The following is a 15,224-nucleotide window of genomic DNA, read 5'->3' as shown; positions in this document are numbered from 1 at the left end:
GAGGGACTAAGGTGAACATCTTATTCATGGGCCCTCCTGGGGCAGGAAAAGGAACACAAGCAGAAACCATTGTTAATGACTTTGGCATTCCTCATATATCTACAGGCGATGCATTTCGTTTGGCGATTAAACAAGGAACTCCCATTGGGTTGAAAGCAAAAGAATTCATGGACCAAGGTCTGCTGGTACCTGATGATGTGACCATTGGCATTGTAGCTGAGCGGCTGCAGCAGTCCGATTGCGAAAAAGGTTTTTTATTGGACGGTTTTCCAAGAACCCTTTCGCAAGCGGAAGCGCTGGAAGATATTCTGGCCCGCTTGAATACAAGCCTTGATCATGTCATCAACCTGAAAGTTGACCGTGAGAAATTGCTGGCTCGTCTTACTGGGCGACGCATTTGCAAGAACTGCGGATCAACATATCATGTGATCTTTAACCCGCCTAAACAGGAAGGCATTTGTGATAAATGCGGCGGTGAACTGTATCAACGCTCTGATGACAACGAGGAGAGCGTAGGCATTCGCTTAGACGAATATATCAACAAAACTGCACCACTCCTCACATTTTATGAGAACAAAGGTCTTCTGCGTCAAATTGATGGTGATCAGGAAATCGGAGCGGTTTCTTCTGAAATTGCATCCGTACTGCGAGGTTAAGTATAATGATCATTTGTAAATCCGAAAAGGAACTGGGCTTGATGAGAGAGGCAGGACGGATTGTGGCGGAATGCCACAAGCTCCTTTCTGCTCATATTGAACCCGGCATTACGACCGGGGAACTTGATCATTTGGCCGACCGTTTCATTCGCAGCCAAGACGCTTTGCCGTCTTTTAAAGGCTACAACGGATTTCCTTCCAGCATTTGCGCATCAGTTAATGAAGAATTGGTGCATGGATTTCCAAGCAAACGCAAATTAGTTGAGGGCGATATCGTTACGTTTGATATCGGTGCACAGTATCAGGGTTACCACGGTGACTCGGCATGGACCTATCCTGTAGGTAAGATTACCGATGAAGCTCAGCGATTGCTGGATGTAACTGAAGGTTCTCTTTATGCCGGACTTGCGCTAATCAAACCCGATGTACGCTTGTTTACAATCTCTCATGCCATACAGCGTTATATCGAGGATGCAGGGTTTTCTGTTGTCCGCGAGTACGTGGGTCATGGTGTGGGCACCGATCTGCATGAAGATCCGCAAATTCCGAACTACGGCATTCCTGACCGCGGGCCAAGACTCAAGCCAGGCATGGTTCTGGCAATTGAGCCGATGGTAAACGCCGGTAAGCGTAATGTTAAGACGCTGGAAGACAATTGGACAGTCGTTACGGTGGATGGCTCCTTGTGTGCTCACTTTGAACATACAGTAGCCGTAACCGAGGACGGCATGGAAATTTTGACGAAGTTGGCTGAATAGGTGATTGATTTGAATAAAATTAACCCGGTTCAGGTTGGTCAGGTCGTCAAAATTCTGAGAGGCAGAGATGCTGATCAGTATGCCATTGTCGTTTCGATAGAAGACAGCAAGTTTGTTACTATTGCGGACGGGAACAAACGAAAGTTTGATCAGGCGAAGAAGAAGAATCTTGTTCACCTGGAACCCCAGCCTTTCATTAGTAGTGAGGTTGTAAATAGTTTGCAAGAAAGCGGTCGGGTAACAAATGGGAAGCTGCGTTTTGCAATCAACCAGTTTTTATCCGACAAATCCAATGCTGATCAGAAAGGAGAATAACTGTGGCCAAGGAAGATGTCATTGAAGTTGAAGGTACGGTTATCGAACCGTTGCCGAATGCAACATTTAGAGTCGAGCTTGAGAATGGTCATCAAATTCTCGCTCACGTTTCCGGAAAGCTGCGGATGCACTTTATCCGCATCCTTACAGGTGACAAAGTAGTTATCCAATTATCGCCATACGATCTGACTAAAGGTCGTATCACTTACCGTAAATAGTATGTCGTTCCCCTGGGGAATAAAGGAAAGCTGCGAAGCGGTTTTACTGAAGTAAAACTCAGCAGCGGTTACGAACAGTTTTGCTATAGCAGAACAACAGTCTAGTTTTCGAAGCTGGTTTTACACACGTAAAACTTTGAGGAGGTAATTAACATGAAGGTAAGACCTTCTGTGAAGCCTATTTGCGAAAAATGCAAAGTCATTCGCCGCAATGGGAATGTAATGGTTATCTGTGAAAATCCGAAACACAAACAAAAACAAGGTTAAAGAAGGGGGTGTAGCGTAATGGCTCGTATAGCTGGTGTGGATTTGCCACGTGACAAACGCGTTGAGATCGCCTTGACTTACATTTTCGGAATCGGTAAAACGACTTCCCAGAAAATTATCAAAGAAGCAGGCATCAATCCGGACACTCGTGTTCGTGATCTGACGGAAGATGAAGTGGGTAAATTGCGTGAAACGATCGACAAGATGGTTAAGGTAGAAGGTGACCTGCGTCGTGAAATTTCCTTGAATATTAAACGTTTGACTGAGATCGGCTGCTACCGCGGTGTTCGTCATCGTCGTGGGTTGCCGGTTCGTGGACAACGTACTAAAACCAATGCTCGTACACGGAAAGGTCCTCGTCGTACGGTAGCTAACAAGAAGAAATAAGGAAGGGGGATAACAGACAATGGCTAAACCAAAAAAAGTCGTACGTACTAAACGTCGTGACCGCAAAAATATTGAATCTGGCGTGGCTCATATTCGTTCCACGTTCAACAATACGATCGTAACTATTACGGATCCCCACGGAAATGCTATTTCTTGGGCTAGCTCCGGCGGCATGGGATTCAAAGGTTCTCGTAAGTCTACTCCATTCGCTGCACAAATGGCTGCTGAAACAGCTGCTAAAGCTGCAATGGAGCATGGTATGAAAGCAGTGGAAGTTATGGTTAAAGGCCCAGGTGCTGGCCGCGAAGCAGCGATTCGTTCTCTGCAAGCTGCTGGACTGGAAGTTAACCTCATCAAAGACGTAACACCGATTCCACATAATGGATGCCGCCCACCAAAACGTCGTCGCGTATAATGAAGTCATCCTGTTAATGTGGTATAATTCCGGTGCAATCTGCTAAGAATGGTTGTTTAGGCATACTACATGGATTACTGGATAAGATGACAGTTTCATATAGGAGCGACGTTTGAAGGAGGGGTACTTGCGTGATTGAAATCGAAAAGCCGAAAATTGAGACCGTTGATGTCAATGAAGAAGGAACCTATGGGAAATTTATAGTAGAACCGTTGGAGCGTGGTTATGGCACGACGCTGGGGAATTCACTTCGCCGCATCCTGCTGTCCTCGCTGCCAGGCGCAGCCGTTACATCTGTTCAGATTGATGGCGTTCTGCATGAGTTCTCTACGATTCCTGGTGTCATGGAAGATGTGACAGAAATCATTTTGAACCTTAAAGCTTTGTCGCTGAAGATTCATTCCGATGAAGAAAAAGTGTTTGAAATTGATGCCGAAGGCGAAGGGGTTGTTACCGCTGGTGACATTCGTGCGGATAGCGATGTAGAGATTCTTAATCCGGATCTTCATATTGCAACGCTCGGCCCTGGTGCGAGACTTCACATGCGTATTTTTGCGAGTCGCGGTCGTGGCTATGTCCAGGCGGATCGGAACAAACGCGATGACCAGCCTATCGGCGTCATTCCCGTCGATTCGATCTACACACCGATTAGCCGTGTAAACTACGGTGTAGAAAATACGCGTGTTGGTCAAGTAACCAACTACGATAAGTTGACACTCGAAATCTGGACGGATGGAAGCATTCGGCCGGAAGAGGCTGTCAGCCTCGGCGCAAAAATTTTGACTGAGCATTTGTTCCTCTTCGTTGGTTTGACCGATGAAGCGAAAGATGCTGAAATTATGGTCGAAAAAGAAGAAGACAAGAAAGAAAAAGTTCTTGAAATGACGATCGAAGAACTGGATCTCTCTGTTCGTTCTTACAACTGCCTCAAGCGTGCCGGCATTAATACGGTACAAGAGCTGACTACGAAAACAGAAGAGGATATGATGAAGGTTCGTAACTTGGGCCGCAAATCCTTGGAAGAAGTTCAGGAGAAGCTCGAGGAGCTCGGTTTGGGACTTCGTACAGAAGAATAGTTTAAGATTGTTCTAGCAAAGGAGGGAAAACACATGGCATATCAAAAGTTGGGCCGCGACTCCAGTGCGCGTAAAGCATTGTTCCGTGACCTGGTAACCGACCTGTTCTTATATGAGCGCATCGAAACAACTGAAGCGAAAGCTAAAGAAGTTCGCTCTATCGCAGAAAAGCTGATCACGAAGGCAAAGCGTAATGATTTGCACTCTCGTCGTCAAGTGGCTGCATTTGTACGCCGCGAGACAGTTGACGGTGAACAAGATGCTATCCAAAAATTGTTCTCCGAAATCGCGCCTCGTTACTCCGAGCGTCCAGGCGGATACACTCGTATCCTGAAATTGGGTCCTCGTCGTGGCGACGCAGCTCCAATGGTATACTTGGAACTGGTTGACCGCGCGTAGTTAACTCGATCCCGTTAGATCACTCTTTTGACTTCAAGAGAGTGAGCACTGCATTCTGAAGTGACTGTAGTTATGTATGCCCGGCTCTACACTTGTTTATCCATAAGGATGACTTGTGCAGGCTATCCAATCGGGTCGTGGTTCGAGATGGATCAAAGTCGGCTTCCGACTCATCTCGGCTACCCCAGGGCATCGTATGCGAGAGCCTTCTAGTCATGCGGCTGACTATTAGGGATCGGCTAGCATGATGAAAAGGAGCTCCTTGGGGGCTCTTTTTTAGATATAGGAGCTTTTCTTCTATACCTGCTTGCTAGATAGGATGGTCCTGATTAGGACTATGAAAGGGTGTCTGCTTGTTTAGCAGATTCAAGGAAGTGAACCAGGAGGGAAACCATGCGCAATCTTCTGATGAAAGTCAGCTACGACGGAACCGGCTACAATGGATTTCAGACCCAGCCTGGTGGAAACACGATTCAGGATCTACTGGAGGAAGCTATTGAACGCCTCTCAGGTGAGCGATTAAAGATTACGGCTTCTGGTCGTACGGATGCAGGTGTTCATGCCCGTGGGCAGGTGTTCAATTTCTATACGAAATCCAAGATTCCGGTAGAGCGCTGGTGTATAGCGCTTAATTCGAGGCTGCCTCAGGATATCGTCGTTACAGATGCGGTGGAAGTACCGCTTGAATTTCACTCTCGTCGGGAAGCGAAGCGAAAAACGTATCGGTATACGATTAACGCGAATCAGTTCCCTGATCTGTTTAACCGCAGGTATCAATTCCATCATCATGGCAAGCTTAATATTGCTGCTATGGAAGAAGGGCTGCGCTACCTAATCGGAACTCATGACTTCACAACATTCGCTTCAAGGAAGTCTACAAAGCCTTCACATGTAAGAACGATCTATGATGCCTGGATTGAGACAGATACAAGTATGTGCCGTCCGAATAGCCGGGATCAGGGAATCATTCATACGTTTGTAACGGGCAGTGGTTTTTTGCAGCATATGGTGCGAATTATTATGGGCACGCTTATGGAAGTGGGAGAAGGGAAACGTACACCAGAGAGTATGGCAGTCATACTCGAGGCTAAGAACCGTGCAGCAGCCGGTCCAACAGCGATGGGTACGGGTCTGATGCTTTGGGATGTGGAATACGATCTTTCTTCTTTTGAAGGCACAGAATTATCCTGATTCTTTCAAGAAGATTTTGTGGCAATGAGATCGTTATATCCCGAACTTATCTATTTAACTACTTGTTCGGTTTAAATCATAAAATTGAGTGATATTTCACTAAAAATCGCTTGCGATTTAGGGGTAGTTCCTGTATTATATAAGTTGTGTTTTCTTAACGGCTCTCCCACAGCCCCGGTTAAGAAAATGCCGAGAATTATCCATCACTTTAAAAATGTTAGACATACGAACGAAGATAGATGAAGAAAATTTGACACAGATTTTCGGATGAAAACAAGGAGGAACTATTCATGCGTACGACCTACATGGCTAAGCCAAATGAAGTTGAGCGTTCTTGGTACATCGTTGATGCCGAAGGCAAAACGCTTGGCCGCTTGGCAAGTGAAGTTGCTGCTCTGATCCGCGGCAAACATAAGCCACAATTTACTCCACATGTGGACACAGGCGATTTTGTAATCGTAATTAACTCGGAGAAAATCGTTCTGACTGGTAAGAAAATGGAAAACAAGAAATACTATCGTCACTCCATGCATCCAGGTGGATTGAAGGTGACTGTAGCTCAAGATCTGATCAAGAAATACCCAGAGCGCGTGATCGAAAACGCAGTTTATGGTATGCTTCCTAAAACTCGCATGGGCGATAAAATGAAGCTGAGACTTAAAGCATATGCAGGCACAGCACATCCACACGAAGCTCAAAAACCAGAAGTTTACGAACTTCGCGGTTAATTAAAAGGAGGACAGTTTCATGGCACAAGTACAATACTATGGGACAGGTCGTCGTAAGCACTCGGTAGCACGTGTTCGCCTTGTACCGGGTGAAGGACGAATTGTCATTAATAAACGTGACATCAATGAATACTTCGGTTTGGAAACTCTCAAACTGATCGTTAAACAACCTTTGAACCTGACTGAAACATTGGGCAAATACGACGTTCTCGTTATTGCTCATGGCGGCGGTATTTCCGGCCAAGCTGGCGCAATCCGTCACGGTATCTCCCGTGCGTTGCTGAAAGCTGACCCAGAATTCCGTGGTTCTTTGAAAAAAGCAGGATTCCTGACTCGTGACCCTCGTATGAAAGAGCGTAAGAAATACGGTCTTAAAGCGGCTCGTCGCGCACCTCAGTTCTCCAAACGTTAATATCCCTTGTGTATCAAGGATACTCAGCCTCTGGCCTTTATGGTCGGGGGCTTTTGTTTTGTCAAAAAGCATGATTTGACTCTGATTTAAAAATATAAACCTCCATAAATATTTCAAACCGAGCTGCTGTCTGCTTATCAACATTTTTTAAGAATAAAGTCATTTGCTTTTAAACCTTTGTAATATTTTGAACGTTAAATATGTAATCCTACTTTTTTTCTAAAGTTGATTTAAGGATCTTAAAGCGGATGTGTTTAGCTAGGTAAGGAGTGAGAGGATGTTCAAATTCTTTGAGATTAAGGAGCTTCCTGAATATGTAGTAATTTCAAGTGTCCTTTTGTTTGTCCTTTTGCTTGGAGGGTTTAATAATAAAAAAATGAGTATTAAACAAATGTCTGGGGCTTTCATAATAATGCTCCTAACAATCTATACGATCAACGCTATTGTTAACTTAATAAAATGGCTGTTTACAGGATGATAGATGACATTAACTGTATTACATTATGAGCCTAGGGATAAAAAGTTCTCCAAGCGTAAATTTTTGCAATAAAAAGATCTTTTCCGAAAACCGGAAGAGGTCTTTTTTTGTTATTTTAGGACCAAACTCAGTTGACATTAAATAGAAAAGACTTATACTGTATTTAATTCATACTATTTACGTAGGATTTAATGGTTTTAAAGGATGATTTATTGAGAAGGAGGGATTACTGTCGTGAATTTACTGGAGAAAGAAGACTGGATTATAGAAAAAGCGGTTAGTTTAGAACAGGCTTCCGCCGAGGAAGTCATTTCGTGTGCTATTGAAGCATTTCCAAACATTACGTTCGCTTGTAGTTTTGGCGCAGAGGACGTTGTCTTAGTCGATATGATTCAGAGGGTTAGTCCAACAACAGATATTTTCTACCTAGACACCGATTTTCATTTCCAGGAAACCTATGAGACGCGTGACCGGCTGATGGCTAAATACAATTTGGAATTCGTAAGAGTTTCTCCGTTAATTACACCTGAAGAGCAGGCAGCACAGCACGGAGATTCATTGTGGACGATTGACCCGAATCAATGCTGCGGCATTCGAAAGGTAGAACCGCTAACACGTATCCTGTCTCAATATGATGCCTGGATTACAGGCATACGCCGCGATCAGGCTCCAACACGTGCCAACGCCAAAAAAGTTGAATATGACACAAAATTCGGCTTGGTAAAATTTAATCCTATCGCTGGTTGGACGAATGAGGACGTATGGCAGTATATTCGCGCCCATGACATCATTTATAATCCGCTCCACGATCGTAATTATCCAAGCATAGGGTGTCATTACTGCACTCGGGAAGTACTGCCCGGTGAAGATCCAAGAGCAGGACGCTGGGCCGGTAATGAGAAAACAGAATGTGGTCTGCATAAATAACACACTAATAGAAAAAGCTCTGGGAGGTATACCATGACATCCATACTGCCGCATGGAGGGGAATTAATTCAAAGAGTTGCCAGTAATGAAAGGCAGGGCGAGCTAACTCATTTGGTCAAACAGATGAAACAAATACCCGTTAATTCCTGGGCGATCTCAGACCTCGATTTAATAGGTGTAGGAGCCTTTTCACCCTTGGAAGGCTTTATGAACGAGGAAGATTACATGTCAGTTGTTGCGTCCATGAGATTGGCTGATGGAACCGTATGGAGCATACCGATTACACTGGCAGTAGAAGAACAGCTAGCGAATCAGCTTACACTTGGAGAACCAGCAGCTCTTGTTGGAGAAAACGATGGTATTGTATATGGAGTGATCCATGTAGAGAGTATTTATCAGGTGGATCAACGTGAAGAGGCGCTTCAAGTATTCAAAACAGATGATCCGGAGCATCCTGGCGTTCAGAAGTTGTTTGAGCGTTCTGATATCTACGTAGGAGGGTCCATTGAGCTGCTTCACCGGCCGGAGCCTGATAAGTTCAAGGCGTTCTATTATGATCCGGCTCAGACCAGAGGATACTTTAAGGAGCAAGGATGGAAGACGGTCGTTGGCTTTCAGACCAGAAATCCGGTTCACCGGGCTCATGAATATATTCAGAAGAGTGCTATGGAAATCGTGGATGCCCTCTTTTTAAACCCGCTCGTTGGTGAAACCAAGGCAGATGATGTTCCTGCGGATGTACGGATGAAAAGCTATCTGAAGCTGCTGGAGCATTATTATCCGTCTAACCGTACTTTCTTAGGCGTCTTTCCTGCAGCAATGCGCTATGCTGGACCGCGGGAAGCGATCTTCCATGCATTGGTCCGCAAAAATTATGGATGCACCCATTTTATAGTAGGCCGTGATCATGCGGGTGTCGGCGATTATTATGGAACCTATGAAGCGCAGGAGATATTCAGTAACTTCACTGCAGAAGAGCTTGGCATAACACCCCTTTTCTTTGAACACAGCTTCTTTTGTACCGTATGTGGAAATATGGCTTCGAGCAAAACATGCCCGCATGAAAAAGAGCATCATTTGACCTTATCCGGTACCAAAGTAAGAGGGCTTCTTCGTGAAGGGAAATGTCCACCTCCGGAATTTACACGACCAGAGGTGGCTCAAATTCTTATAAAAGGCATGAAAGAAAGTATAACCGTATAAAGGGGAATATTTCTCCGCCTTGTCCCATATCATGAAATACAACACTTATGGGACGAGGTGGATTTTTTATGTCCAGGAAGGGTTCGGATAAGGTAACCGTATGGATATCATGGAAGCGAATGAAACAAACGATATTTGGCATGGCGCTGCTTGCCTTGTTACTCGTTATAGTTACCTATGAGATTCCAAGTGCAAAAACGGTCAAGTATTGGAACCTGCCGCTAGCAGGTAAAGTGATTGCACTCGACGCAGGTCATGGAGGACCTGATGGAGGTGCTGTCAGCAGGCAAGGAGTCATCGAAAAAGATGTGAATCTTGCAATCACGCTTTATCTGCGGGATTATCTTCAACAAGCTGGTGCTCTGGTCGTGATGACAAGAGAAGGTGACTATGATCTGGCCTCCCCGGATACAAAGGGGAAGCGGAAAACGGAGGATCTGAAACAGAGGGTCCGGCTCGTTGAAGACCATCGAGCTGATATGTTTGTAAGCATTCATCTGAACAGTATGGTATCAAACCGGTGGCGTGGGGCGCAGACATTTTACCCACCCTCAAATGATGACAGCAAGAGCCTGGCGGAATTAATTCAAAGTGAAATTAGACACAATTTAGAGAATACTCAGCGTCTGGCCAAAATCAATGATAAAGTTTTTCTGCTTCAAGCCTTTAAAGTACCGTCCACGCTGGTAGAAGTAGGTTTTCTTTCTCATCCAGAGGAATCGGAAATGCTGCGGGATGAGAAATACCAGCGAAAGGTTGCGGCTTCAGTATATAAAGGTATACTTCGCTATATGTCAGGGGAACGTGTGAATCAGTCGTCAGATCCGATTAACTAATGGTATAATAGATAAGAACTGATAATTTCTATCTAGCCATTACATAGAGTCGAGGTGCTGATCGATATGCTGATAAACAGAGAGCAGGTACAGGAAATTCTCCAGCCTATTCAGGATCCGGAAACGGGAAAAAGCCTGATAGAGCTGCAGCGGATTCGTGATATCGTAGTAAAGGATAGTTCGGTACGACTGTCTGTAACGTACAGTAGTGAGGAGCAGCGTGAGCAGCTCAATGGACAGATTAGAGAGCTTCTCCAGGCAATTGGAGCCGAAGATGTTCATATTCGCATGGTCCCAGCGGTGAATTCCGCACAGCAGGAGCCTGATGATCGTGAAAAGCTGACGAAGGGGCATGCTGCGGGCATGCAGAATAATCAGCTTCTCAGTAAAAATTCCGGCGTTCATTTCATTGCCGTAGCGAGTGGTAAAGGCGGGGTAGGTAAATCCACCGTTACCGTTAATCTGGCAACCGCTTTGGCACGCCAAGGTAAAAAGGTCGGACTGATCGATGCCGACATTTATGGCTTCAGTGTACCCGATATGATGGGGATTGAAGAAGGGCCAAGCGTAACGGATGAAGGAGTTATTATTCCCGTAGAGCGCTTCGGCGTTAAAGTCATGTCGATGGGCTTTTTCATTCGGGAGAACAGCCCCGTAGTATGGCGTGGACCGATGCTGGGCAAAATGCTGCGTCAGTTTTTTGAAGATGTAGCTTGGGGAGACCTGGATTACATGCTGCTCGACCTTCCGCCTGGAACAGGGGATGTAGCGCTTGATGTTCATCAGATGATACCGCAAAGCAAGGAGATTATCGTTACGACTCCTCATGCTACAGCAGCATTTGTGGCAGCCCGGGCTGGTGCTATGGCAATCCAGACAGAGCATGAGATTCTTGGGGTTGTTGAGAATATGGCTTACTACAGCTGCTCGAACTGCGGGGAGAAGGATTATGTATTTGGACGCGGCGGCGGAGGAATGCTGGCCGAAACGCTCCATACAGAGCTGCTTGGTCAGCTGCCGCTCGGAGGTCCTGACAATCTAACAGCAGATCCTGATTTCTCTCCTTCTGTATACAGAGCCGGGACAGAGAGCGCAAATATTTATAGTGATATCGCGAATAAGATTTCAAGCAAGTGTGAAGGAACCACTGAATCATAATAAAAAGCTCCCTGTAACAGGGAGCTTTTCTTATTTAGTGCAGGAATGAAGGCAAGTCAGCTGATACCTAACTATTTACCGCCACCAGAGCCGCCACCTTGACCCTCGCCCTGTTTCTCGCCCTGACCTTGTCCTCCACCTTGCTGTCCGCCTTGGCCTTGTCCTTCGCCCTGCTGATCCTTTTTCTTAACAGAAGGCTCCAGCTCCTCTTTAACAACCGTTTTAAGCAGCTCCAAGACTTCCATCCGGAAAAGAGGGTTTTGCATCGCTTCCTGCATGACAGTCATGGATTGTTTACGATAGTCTGAGGTCTTGGTCAGGTCGAGGAAAGATTTCATAACCTCAGGAGTTTTCATAATGTCCTGAATAGATTTTTGATACATCGGATCCTTAATGAGCTGCATATGGAGCTGTTTGCTTTCAGCGTTGATCGCTTTAGCAAACTCGCCGGCGAATTTAGGATCGGTCATAATTTTCTCCAGCTCTTTTTTATACTCTTCAGAAACGAGTGTATCCTTAACAGCTGTACGAATCTGTGCACTGGATTGTTCGGTTAGCATTTTGGCATTCATTGACCCGCCCCCACCGCTTGAGGAACCTGAAGTACCGAGGGCTTCCTGAACAGCTTTTTTCCCGTCGTCACTTTTAAGGATATCAACGACCATGGATTTCATCTCTTTATAACCAAGCTGCTGTGAAGAATATCCTTGATCAGAACCGCATGCAGTAAGCAGCACAGTAGTTCCGCAGATGAAAAGACACAAACGAAATAACGGCCACTTCATTACCGTTGTCCTCCTTATATGGGATGTTAACGATAGTATGTGACGGAACTTAAGAAATATGTCGAAGCGGGAATGGTTTTTTATTGTGAACGTTGGTAAAATAATGTCTTAATGGGGGTGGAAAGATTTGAGCTTACGCAAGTGGGCAAGGTTATTTTGGAAAACAATGCTTGTTGGCGCAATAGGAGCTGTTGTAGCAGGGCTTATATTACAGTTCGCCACAGGCACGATTGAATTTAAAGGAACACTCGATATGCTCATTTTTCCGTTAATATTGTTCGGGTATGGGGCGCTTGTAAGCGTTTATTCACAACTAGGATTCTTCGCTTACCTAACCTTGAACTATATGGGGATAGGAGTGTTTAAGCGAAAGACATGGCAGTATGTACAAATTGTTCTCTCTGTACTAGCCCTGCTGGAATTGATGTTCCTGCGTACGTTTGTTGGAGGAGAGAAGAACCTTACCTGGGATTTAGCCTTGGGAATAGGCATACTGCTCACAGCGATTGTTGTTACATACTTTAAGGTGAAGGTCACCAACATGAATGCACTTATACCTACGATGTTTTTTATGCTCGCTGTAACGATCCTCGAAATTATCGGGGTTCTAAAAATCGGAGTAAACAACGCTACCATATTTATTATTATTCCGTTACTTGCGTGCAATGCTTACCAAATTTTAATACTGCATAAAGTAACAAGCGATCAAAAAAAGAGCTAATCTATTTTAGCTCTTTTTTTACTAGCAGCTCATATATAAGGTTATTTATAAACCCGCAGAATCTTCAATGCTCTTTTGAAGCATGGCTTGATCATGGACCTCGGTGCCCTTGGCGCTACTCTGTTGAAGCAGTTCCGTCACTGTCACGAATTCATACCCCTGTTTGCGCAGCTCATTAATGATTTGGGGAAGGGCTTCGTGTGTTTGTTTAGAGGAGTCACTTGCATGGAGCAATACGATGTCGCCAGGGTGTGCTTTAGAAACGACGCGGTCAACGATTTTATCTACACCGATGTTTTTCCAATCATAAGAATCTGTATCCCATTGAATAACCGTATATTTAAGGCTTTCGGCTATGCGTAACACTCTCTTGTCAAAATCACCGTTAGGCATTCGGATTAGCTTGGGTTCTTTTCCTGTAACTGTGGTTAAAATAGAATGGGCTGTTGAAATCTGCTTGTGTATTTCTTCATCGCTAAGCGTGCTGTAGTTATCGTGTTTGTAGCCATGGCTTCCAATTTCAAACCCTGCATCTTTGATTGAATTCACAATGTCGGGATGACTCTTGCTCCATGGAGCTGACAGGAAAAAGGTTGCCTTGGGAACATTATTATCCTTCAGAACTTGAAGTATAGGCTCCGTACGTTTCTCTCCCCAGCTGATGTCAAATGTAAGAGCAATTTGTTTTTTGTCCGTAGAGACGCTGTAAACGGCAGAAGGTGTGTTTTCAGAGAAGACGGAGACATTATCACTTTCGACATAAATGACACCTACAGCAAAGATGGCAGCGGCAAAGACAAAGAAAAACCTTTTTATTTTCTTGCCGTTTAATACATAGAAATAATTCATTATACCCTAGCCCTCTCCTTTCGAATGCTACTGCTTGTATACTAAAATCTATGCTCGTACTTATGAGTTATTACTGTTTAAGGAGGCATATTATGTATCGTTTTCGTATTTTTATAAAGGATTTGGCCGCGATCCGTGTTCCTTTGATCCTTTCGACCGTTCTATTTGCACTTGGAATTATGATTGGCTGGGTTGGATCAGGCCCACTTCAGGCTATACTGATAGATGAAATTCAGGGACTTAGAGATATTAGTGAAAGCTTAAGAATGTCGGACAATCCTGAGCTAAGCTTCTTTGTTTTTATTTTCCTCAATAACAGCATCAAAAGTATATTCGTCTTGTTCTCGGGAATATTATTTGGAATCATTCCGTTTGTATTTCTTGCAATCAACGGAATGGTTATTGGTTTTATGCTTAATGTGGTGAAGATGAACGGAGGGGATTTGGGAGAAATGATCTTTAAGGGACTTCTCCCTCACGGTATCATTGAAATTCCCGTTATCTTAATCGCTTGTGCCTACGGTTTAGCATTAGGAGGCCTTGTATATAAGAGCATCCTCCCGAGAGAGGTCAGAGGAAGCGGGTTAAGGGAGCGGTGGCAGGAACTTTGGCGCAAGTCCCGTACAGCTTCGTTGTGGATTGTGGTGTTACTGTTAGTGGCTGCTGTAATTGAAAGTACAATTACGTTGTGGTTGGTATCATAATTTACCTGGAAAGTGTGCATACCTAATAAAGCGGCTTTGGTTATGGACCAGAGCCCCTTGCAGGGCATGATGGATGGAAAGAGAATGACGTCAGATAGCCGGTATATAATTCTCGGTTGACCTTACATAGCTGCTGATGACAAAGATTAATATGAGATAGATCTAAAGTGTATATGTGCATAATCTAAAGGGAGGCCCAATAATGCTGGGAATGTTATTTAACGAGAAAGAATGTAAAGAGCTGGATTATGTACTTCGAAAAGAACTTGATGAAATGCTGCTGGATCTGAGCGATCAACGATTAGAACAAAATATCCGCCATGCCATAGCCAATCGATACAAAACCGTGTTTCGGATGTACGCCAGGTTTGCACCACAGAAAGAACTGTCGAAATATGCGCGTAACGGAAAGTTTCCGCAATCCAAGCATTGATTTTCAAAAAAAAGTTGACTAACTGTGTCGCTATATGTTAAATTAATTTTCGCTTCCTTTTCGTGAGGACGCCGCCAGATTGGCGGCTTTTAAATCTTCAATAAACATCGCAAAACTTTTTCAAAAAAAGGTCTTGCGAAGATGATAGGAAGTATGATATATTATAAATCCGCTCGAGAAAATCGGGTGCACACGAAAATGCTAGACGGCAAGCTAAATGAATGATTTTGAAAAAAATAAATTCAAAAAAAAGCTTGCTAACTGCGAAAGAGTGTGATATGATATAAGAGTTGTTGCGAACGAGATTG

21 protein-coding genes are annotated in these 15,224 nt (G+C 44.4%); 19 read left to right on the top strand and 2 right to left on the bottom strand.

Annotation, left to right across the window (positions count from 1 at the left end; translation table 11 throughout):
• Positions 1-11 precede the first annotated feature (11 nt).
• The 16 genes from BN1234_RS07505 (at position 12) to salA (ending at position 11,424) form a co-directional block, all read left to right on the top strand.
• Positions 12-656: an adenylate kinase gene (locus BN1234_RS07505; protein ID WP_054956048.1), complete on the top strand. Its 645-nt coding sequence runs from the start codon at positions 12-14 to the stop codon at positions 654-656.
• 5 nt (positions 657-661) lie between these two features.
• The gene (gene map / locus BN1234_RS07500; protein WP_054956047.1) at positions 662-1,414 is read left to right on the top strand and encodes a type I methionyl aminopeptidase; all 753 of its coding nucleotides are present in this window, start codon (positions 662-664) and stop codon (positions 1,412-1,414) included.
• Positions 1,415-1,423: 9 nt separating this feature from the next.
• The gene (locus BN1234_RS07495; protein WP_054956100.1) at positions 1,424-1,729 is read left to right on the top strand and encodes a KOW domain-containing RNA-binding protein; all 306 of its coding nucleotides are present in this window, start codon (positions 1,424-1,426) and stop codon (positions 1,727-1,729) included.
• Between the two features lie 2 nt (positions 1,730-1,731).
• Positions 1,732-1,947 carry a translation initiation factor IF-1 gene (gene infA / locus BN1234_RS07490; protein ID WP_054956046.1) on the top strand — a complete coding sequence of 72 codons (216 nt, stop codon included), beginning with the start codon at positions 1,732-1,734 and terminating at the stop codon, positions 1,945-1,947.
• A 153-nt stretch (positions 1,948-2,100) separates the two neighbouring features.
• Positions 2,101-2,214, top strand: a complete 114-nt coding sequence (gene rpmJ / locus BN1234_RS07485; RefSeq protein WP_054956045.1) for a 50S ribosomal protein L36 — start codon at positions 2,101-2,103, stop codon at positions 2,212-2,214.
• 18 nt (positions 2,215-2,232) lie between these two features.
• Positions 2,233-2,601: a 30S ribosomal protein S13 gene (gene rpsM / locus BN1234_RS07480; RefSeq protein WP_054956044.1), complete on the top strand. Its 369-nt coding sequence runs from the start codon at positions 2,233-2,235 to the stop codon at positions 2,599-2,601.
• A 19-nt stretch (positions 2,602-2,620) separates the two neighbouring features.
• On the top strand, positions 2,621-3,016 hold the full coding sequence (rpsK, locus tag BN1234_RS07475) for a 30S ribosomal protein S11 (protein WP_054956043.1): 396 nt from the start codon (positions 2,621-2,623) through the stop codon (positions 3,014-3,016).
• A 131-nt stretch (positions 3,017-3,147) separates the two neighbouring features.
• Complete coding sequence (locus BN1234_RS07470) at positions 3,148-4,092, top strand: DNA-directed RNA polymerase subunit alpha (protein WP_054956042.1); 945 nt, start codon at positions 3,148-3,150, stop codon at positions 4,090-4,092.
• A gap of 33 nt (positions 4,093-4,125) precedes the next feature.
• Entirely contained in the window at positions 4,126-4,491 is a 366-nt protein-coding gene (rplQ, locus tag BN1234_RS07465; protein WP_054956041.1) for a 50S ribosomal protein L17, read from the top strand.
• Between the two features lie 393 nt (positions 4,492-4,884).
• Positions 4,885-5,682: a tRNA pseudouridine(38-40) synthase TruA gene (gene truA / locus BN1234_RS07460; protein ID WP_054956040.1), complete on the top strand. Its 798-nt coding sequence runs from the start codon at positions 4,885-4,887 to the stop codon at positions 5,680-5,682.
• Between the two features lie 290 nt (positions 5,683-5,972).
• Complete coding sequence (gene rplM, locus BN1234_RS07455; protein WP_054956039.1) at positions 5,973-6,410, top strand: 50S ribosomal protein L13; 438 nt, start codon at positions 5,973-5,975, stop codon at positions 6,408-6,410.
• A gap of 19 nt (positions 6,411-6,429) precedes the next feature.
• Positions 6,430-6,822, top strand: a complete 393-nt coding sequence (rpsI, locus tag BN1234_RS07450) for a 30S ribosomal protein S9 (protein WP_054956038.1) — start codon at positions 6,430-6,432, stop codon at positions 6,820-6,822.
• Positions 6,823-7,534: 712 nt separating this feature from the next.
• Positions 7,535-8,227, top strand: coding sequence for a phosphoadenylyl-sulfate reductase (locus BN1234_RS07440; RefSeq protein WP_054956036.1), 693 nt, complete (start codon positions 7,535-7,537; stop codon positions 8,225-8,227).
• 33 nt (positions 8,228-8,260) lie between these two features.
• On the top strand, positions 8,261-9,430 hold the full coding sequence (sat, locus tag BN1234_RS07435; protein WP_054956035.1) for a sulfate adenylyltransferase: 1,170 nt from the start codon (positions 8,261-8,263) through the stop codon (positions 9,428-9,430).
• Positions 9,431-9,498: 68 nt separating this feature from the next.
• Positions 9,499-10,266: an N-acetylmuramoyl-L-alanine amidase CwlD gene (gene cwlD, locus BN1234_RS07430; protein ID WP_054956034.1), complete on the top strand. Its 768-nt coding sequence runs from the start codon at positions 9,499-9,501 to the stop codon at positions 10,264-10,266.
• Positions 10,267-10,335: 69 nt separating this feature from the next.
• Positions 10,336-11,424 carry an iron-sulfur carrier protein/transcriptional regulator SalA gene (salA, locus tag BN1234_RS07425; protein ID WP_054956099.1) on the top strand — a complete coding sequence of 363 codons (1,089 nt, stop codon included), beginning with the start codon at positions 10,336-10,338 and terminating at the stop codon, positions 11,422-11,424.
• Between the two features lie 71 nt (positions 11,425-11,495).
• On the opposite strand, the gene gerD is transcribed toward salA, so the two are convergent.
• On the bottom strand, positions 11,496-12,209 hold the full coding sequence (gene gerD / locus BN1234_RS07420) for a spore germination lipoprotein GerD (protein ID WP_054956033.1): 714 nt from the start codon (positions 12,207-12,209) through the stop codon (positions 11,496-11,498).
• Positions 12,210-12,336: 127 nt separating this feature from the next.
• Here gerD and BN1234_RS07415 point away from each other — a divergent pair, with 127 nt between their 5' ends.
• On the top strand, positions 12,337-12,930 hold the full coding sequence (locus BN1234_RS07415) for a KinB-signaling pathway activation protein (protein ID WP_054956032.1): 594 nt from the start codon (positions 12,337-12,339) through the stop codon (positions 12,928-12,930).
• 45 nt (positions 12,931-12,975) lie between these two features.
• Here the strand turns inward: BN1234_RS07415 and pdaB are convergent, their stop codons facing one another.
• Entirely contained in the window at positions 12,976-13,779 is an 804-nt protein-coding gene (gene pdaB / locus BN1234_RS07410) for a polysaccharide deacetylase family sporulation protein PdaB (protein ID WP_054956031.1), read from the bottom strand.
• A 92-nt stretch (positions 13,780-13,871) separates the two neighbouring features.
• Here pdaB and BN1234_RS07405 point away from each other — a divergent pair, with 92 nt between their 5' ends.
• Positions 13,872-14,483: a stage II sporulation protein M gene (locus BN1234_RS07405; protein WP_054956030.1), complete on the top strand. Its 612-nt coding sequence runs from the start codon at positions 13,872-13,874 to the stop codon at positions 14,481-14,483.
• A 202-nt stretch (positions 14,484-14,685) separates the two neighbouring features.
• A complete protein-coding gene (locus tag BN1234_RS07400; protein WP_054956029.1) occupies positions 14,686-14,916 on the top strand; it encodes a hypothetical protein in 231 nt (76 codons plus the stop codon).
• Positions 14,917-15,224: the final 308 nt, after the last annotated feature.

It is taken from the genome of Paenibacillus dakarensis (genome assembly GCF_001373415.1).
In the GTDB taxonomy this organism is placed as follows: Bacteria; Bacillota; Bacilli; order Paenibacillales; family Paenibacillaceae; genus Paenibacillus_AQ; species Paenibacillus_AQ dakarensis.
Note: the sequence above shows the minus strand (reverse complement) of the source record. Positions and strands in the feature narration are given on the sequence as shown.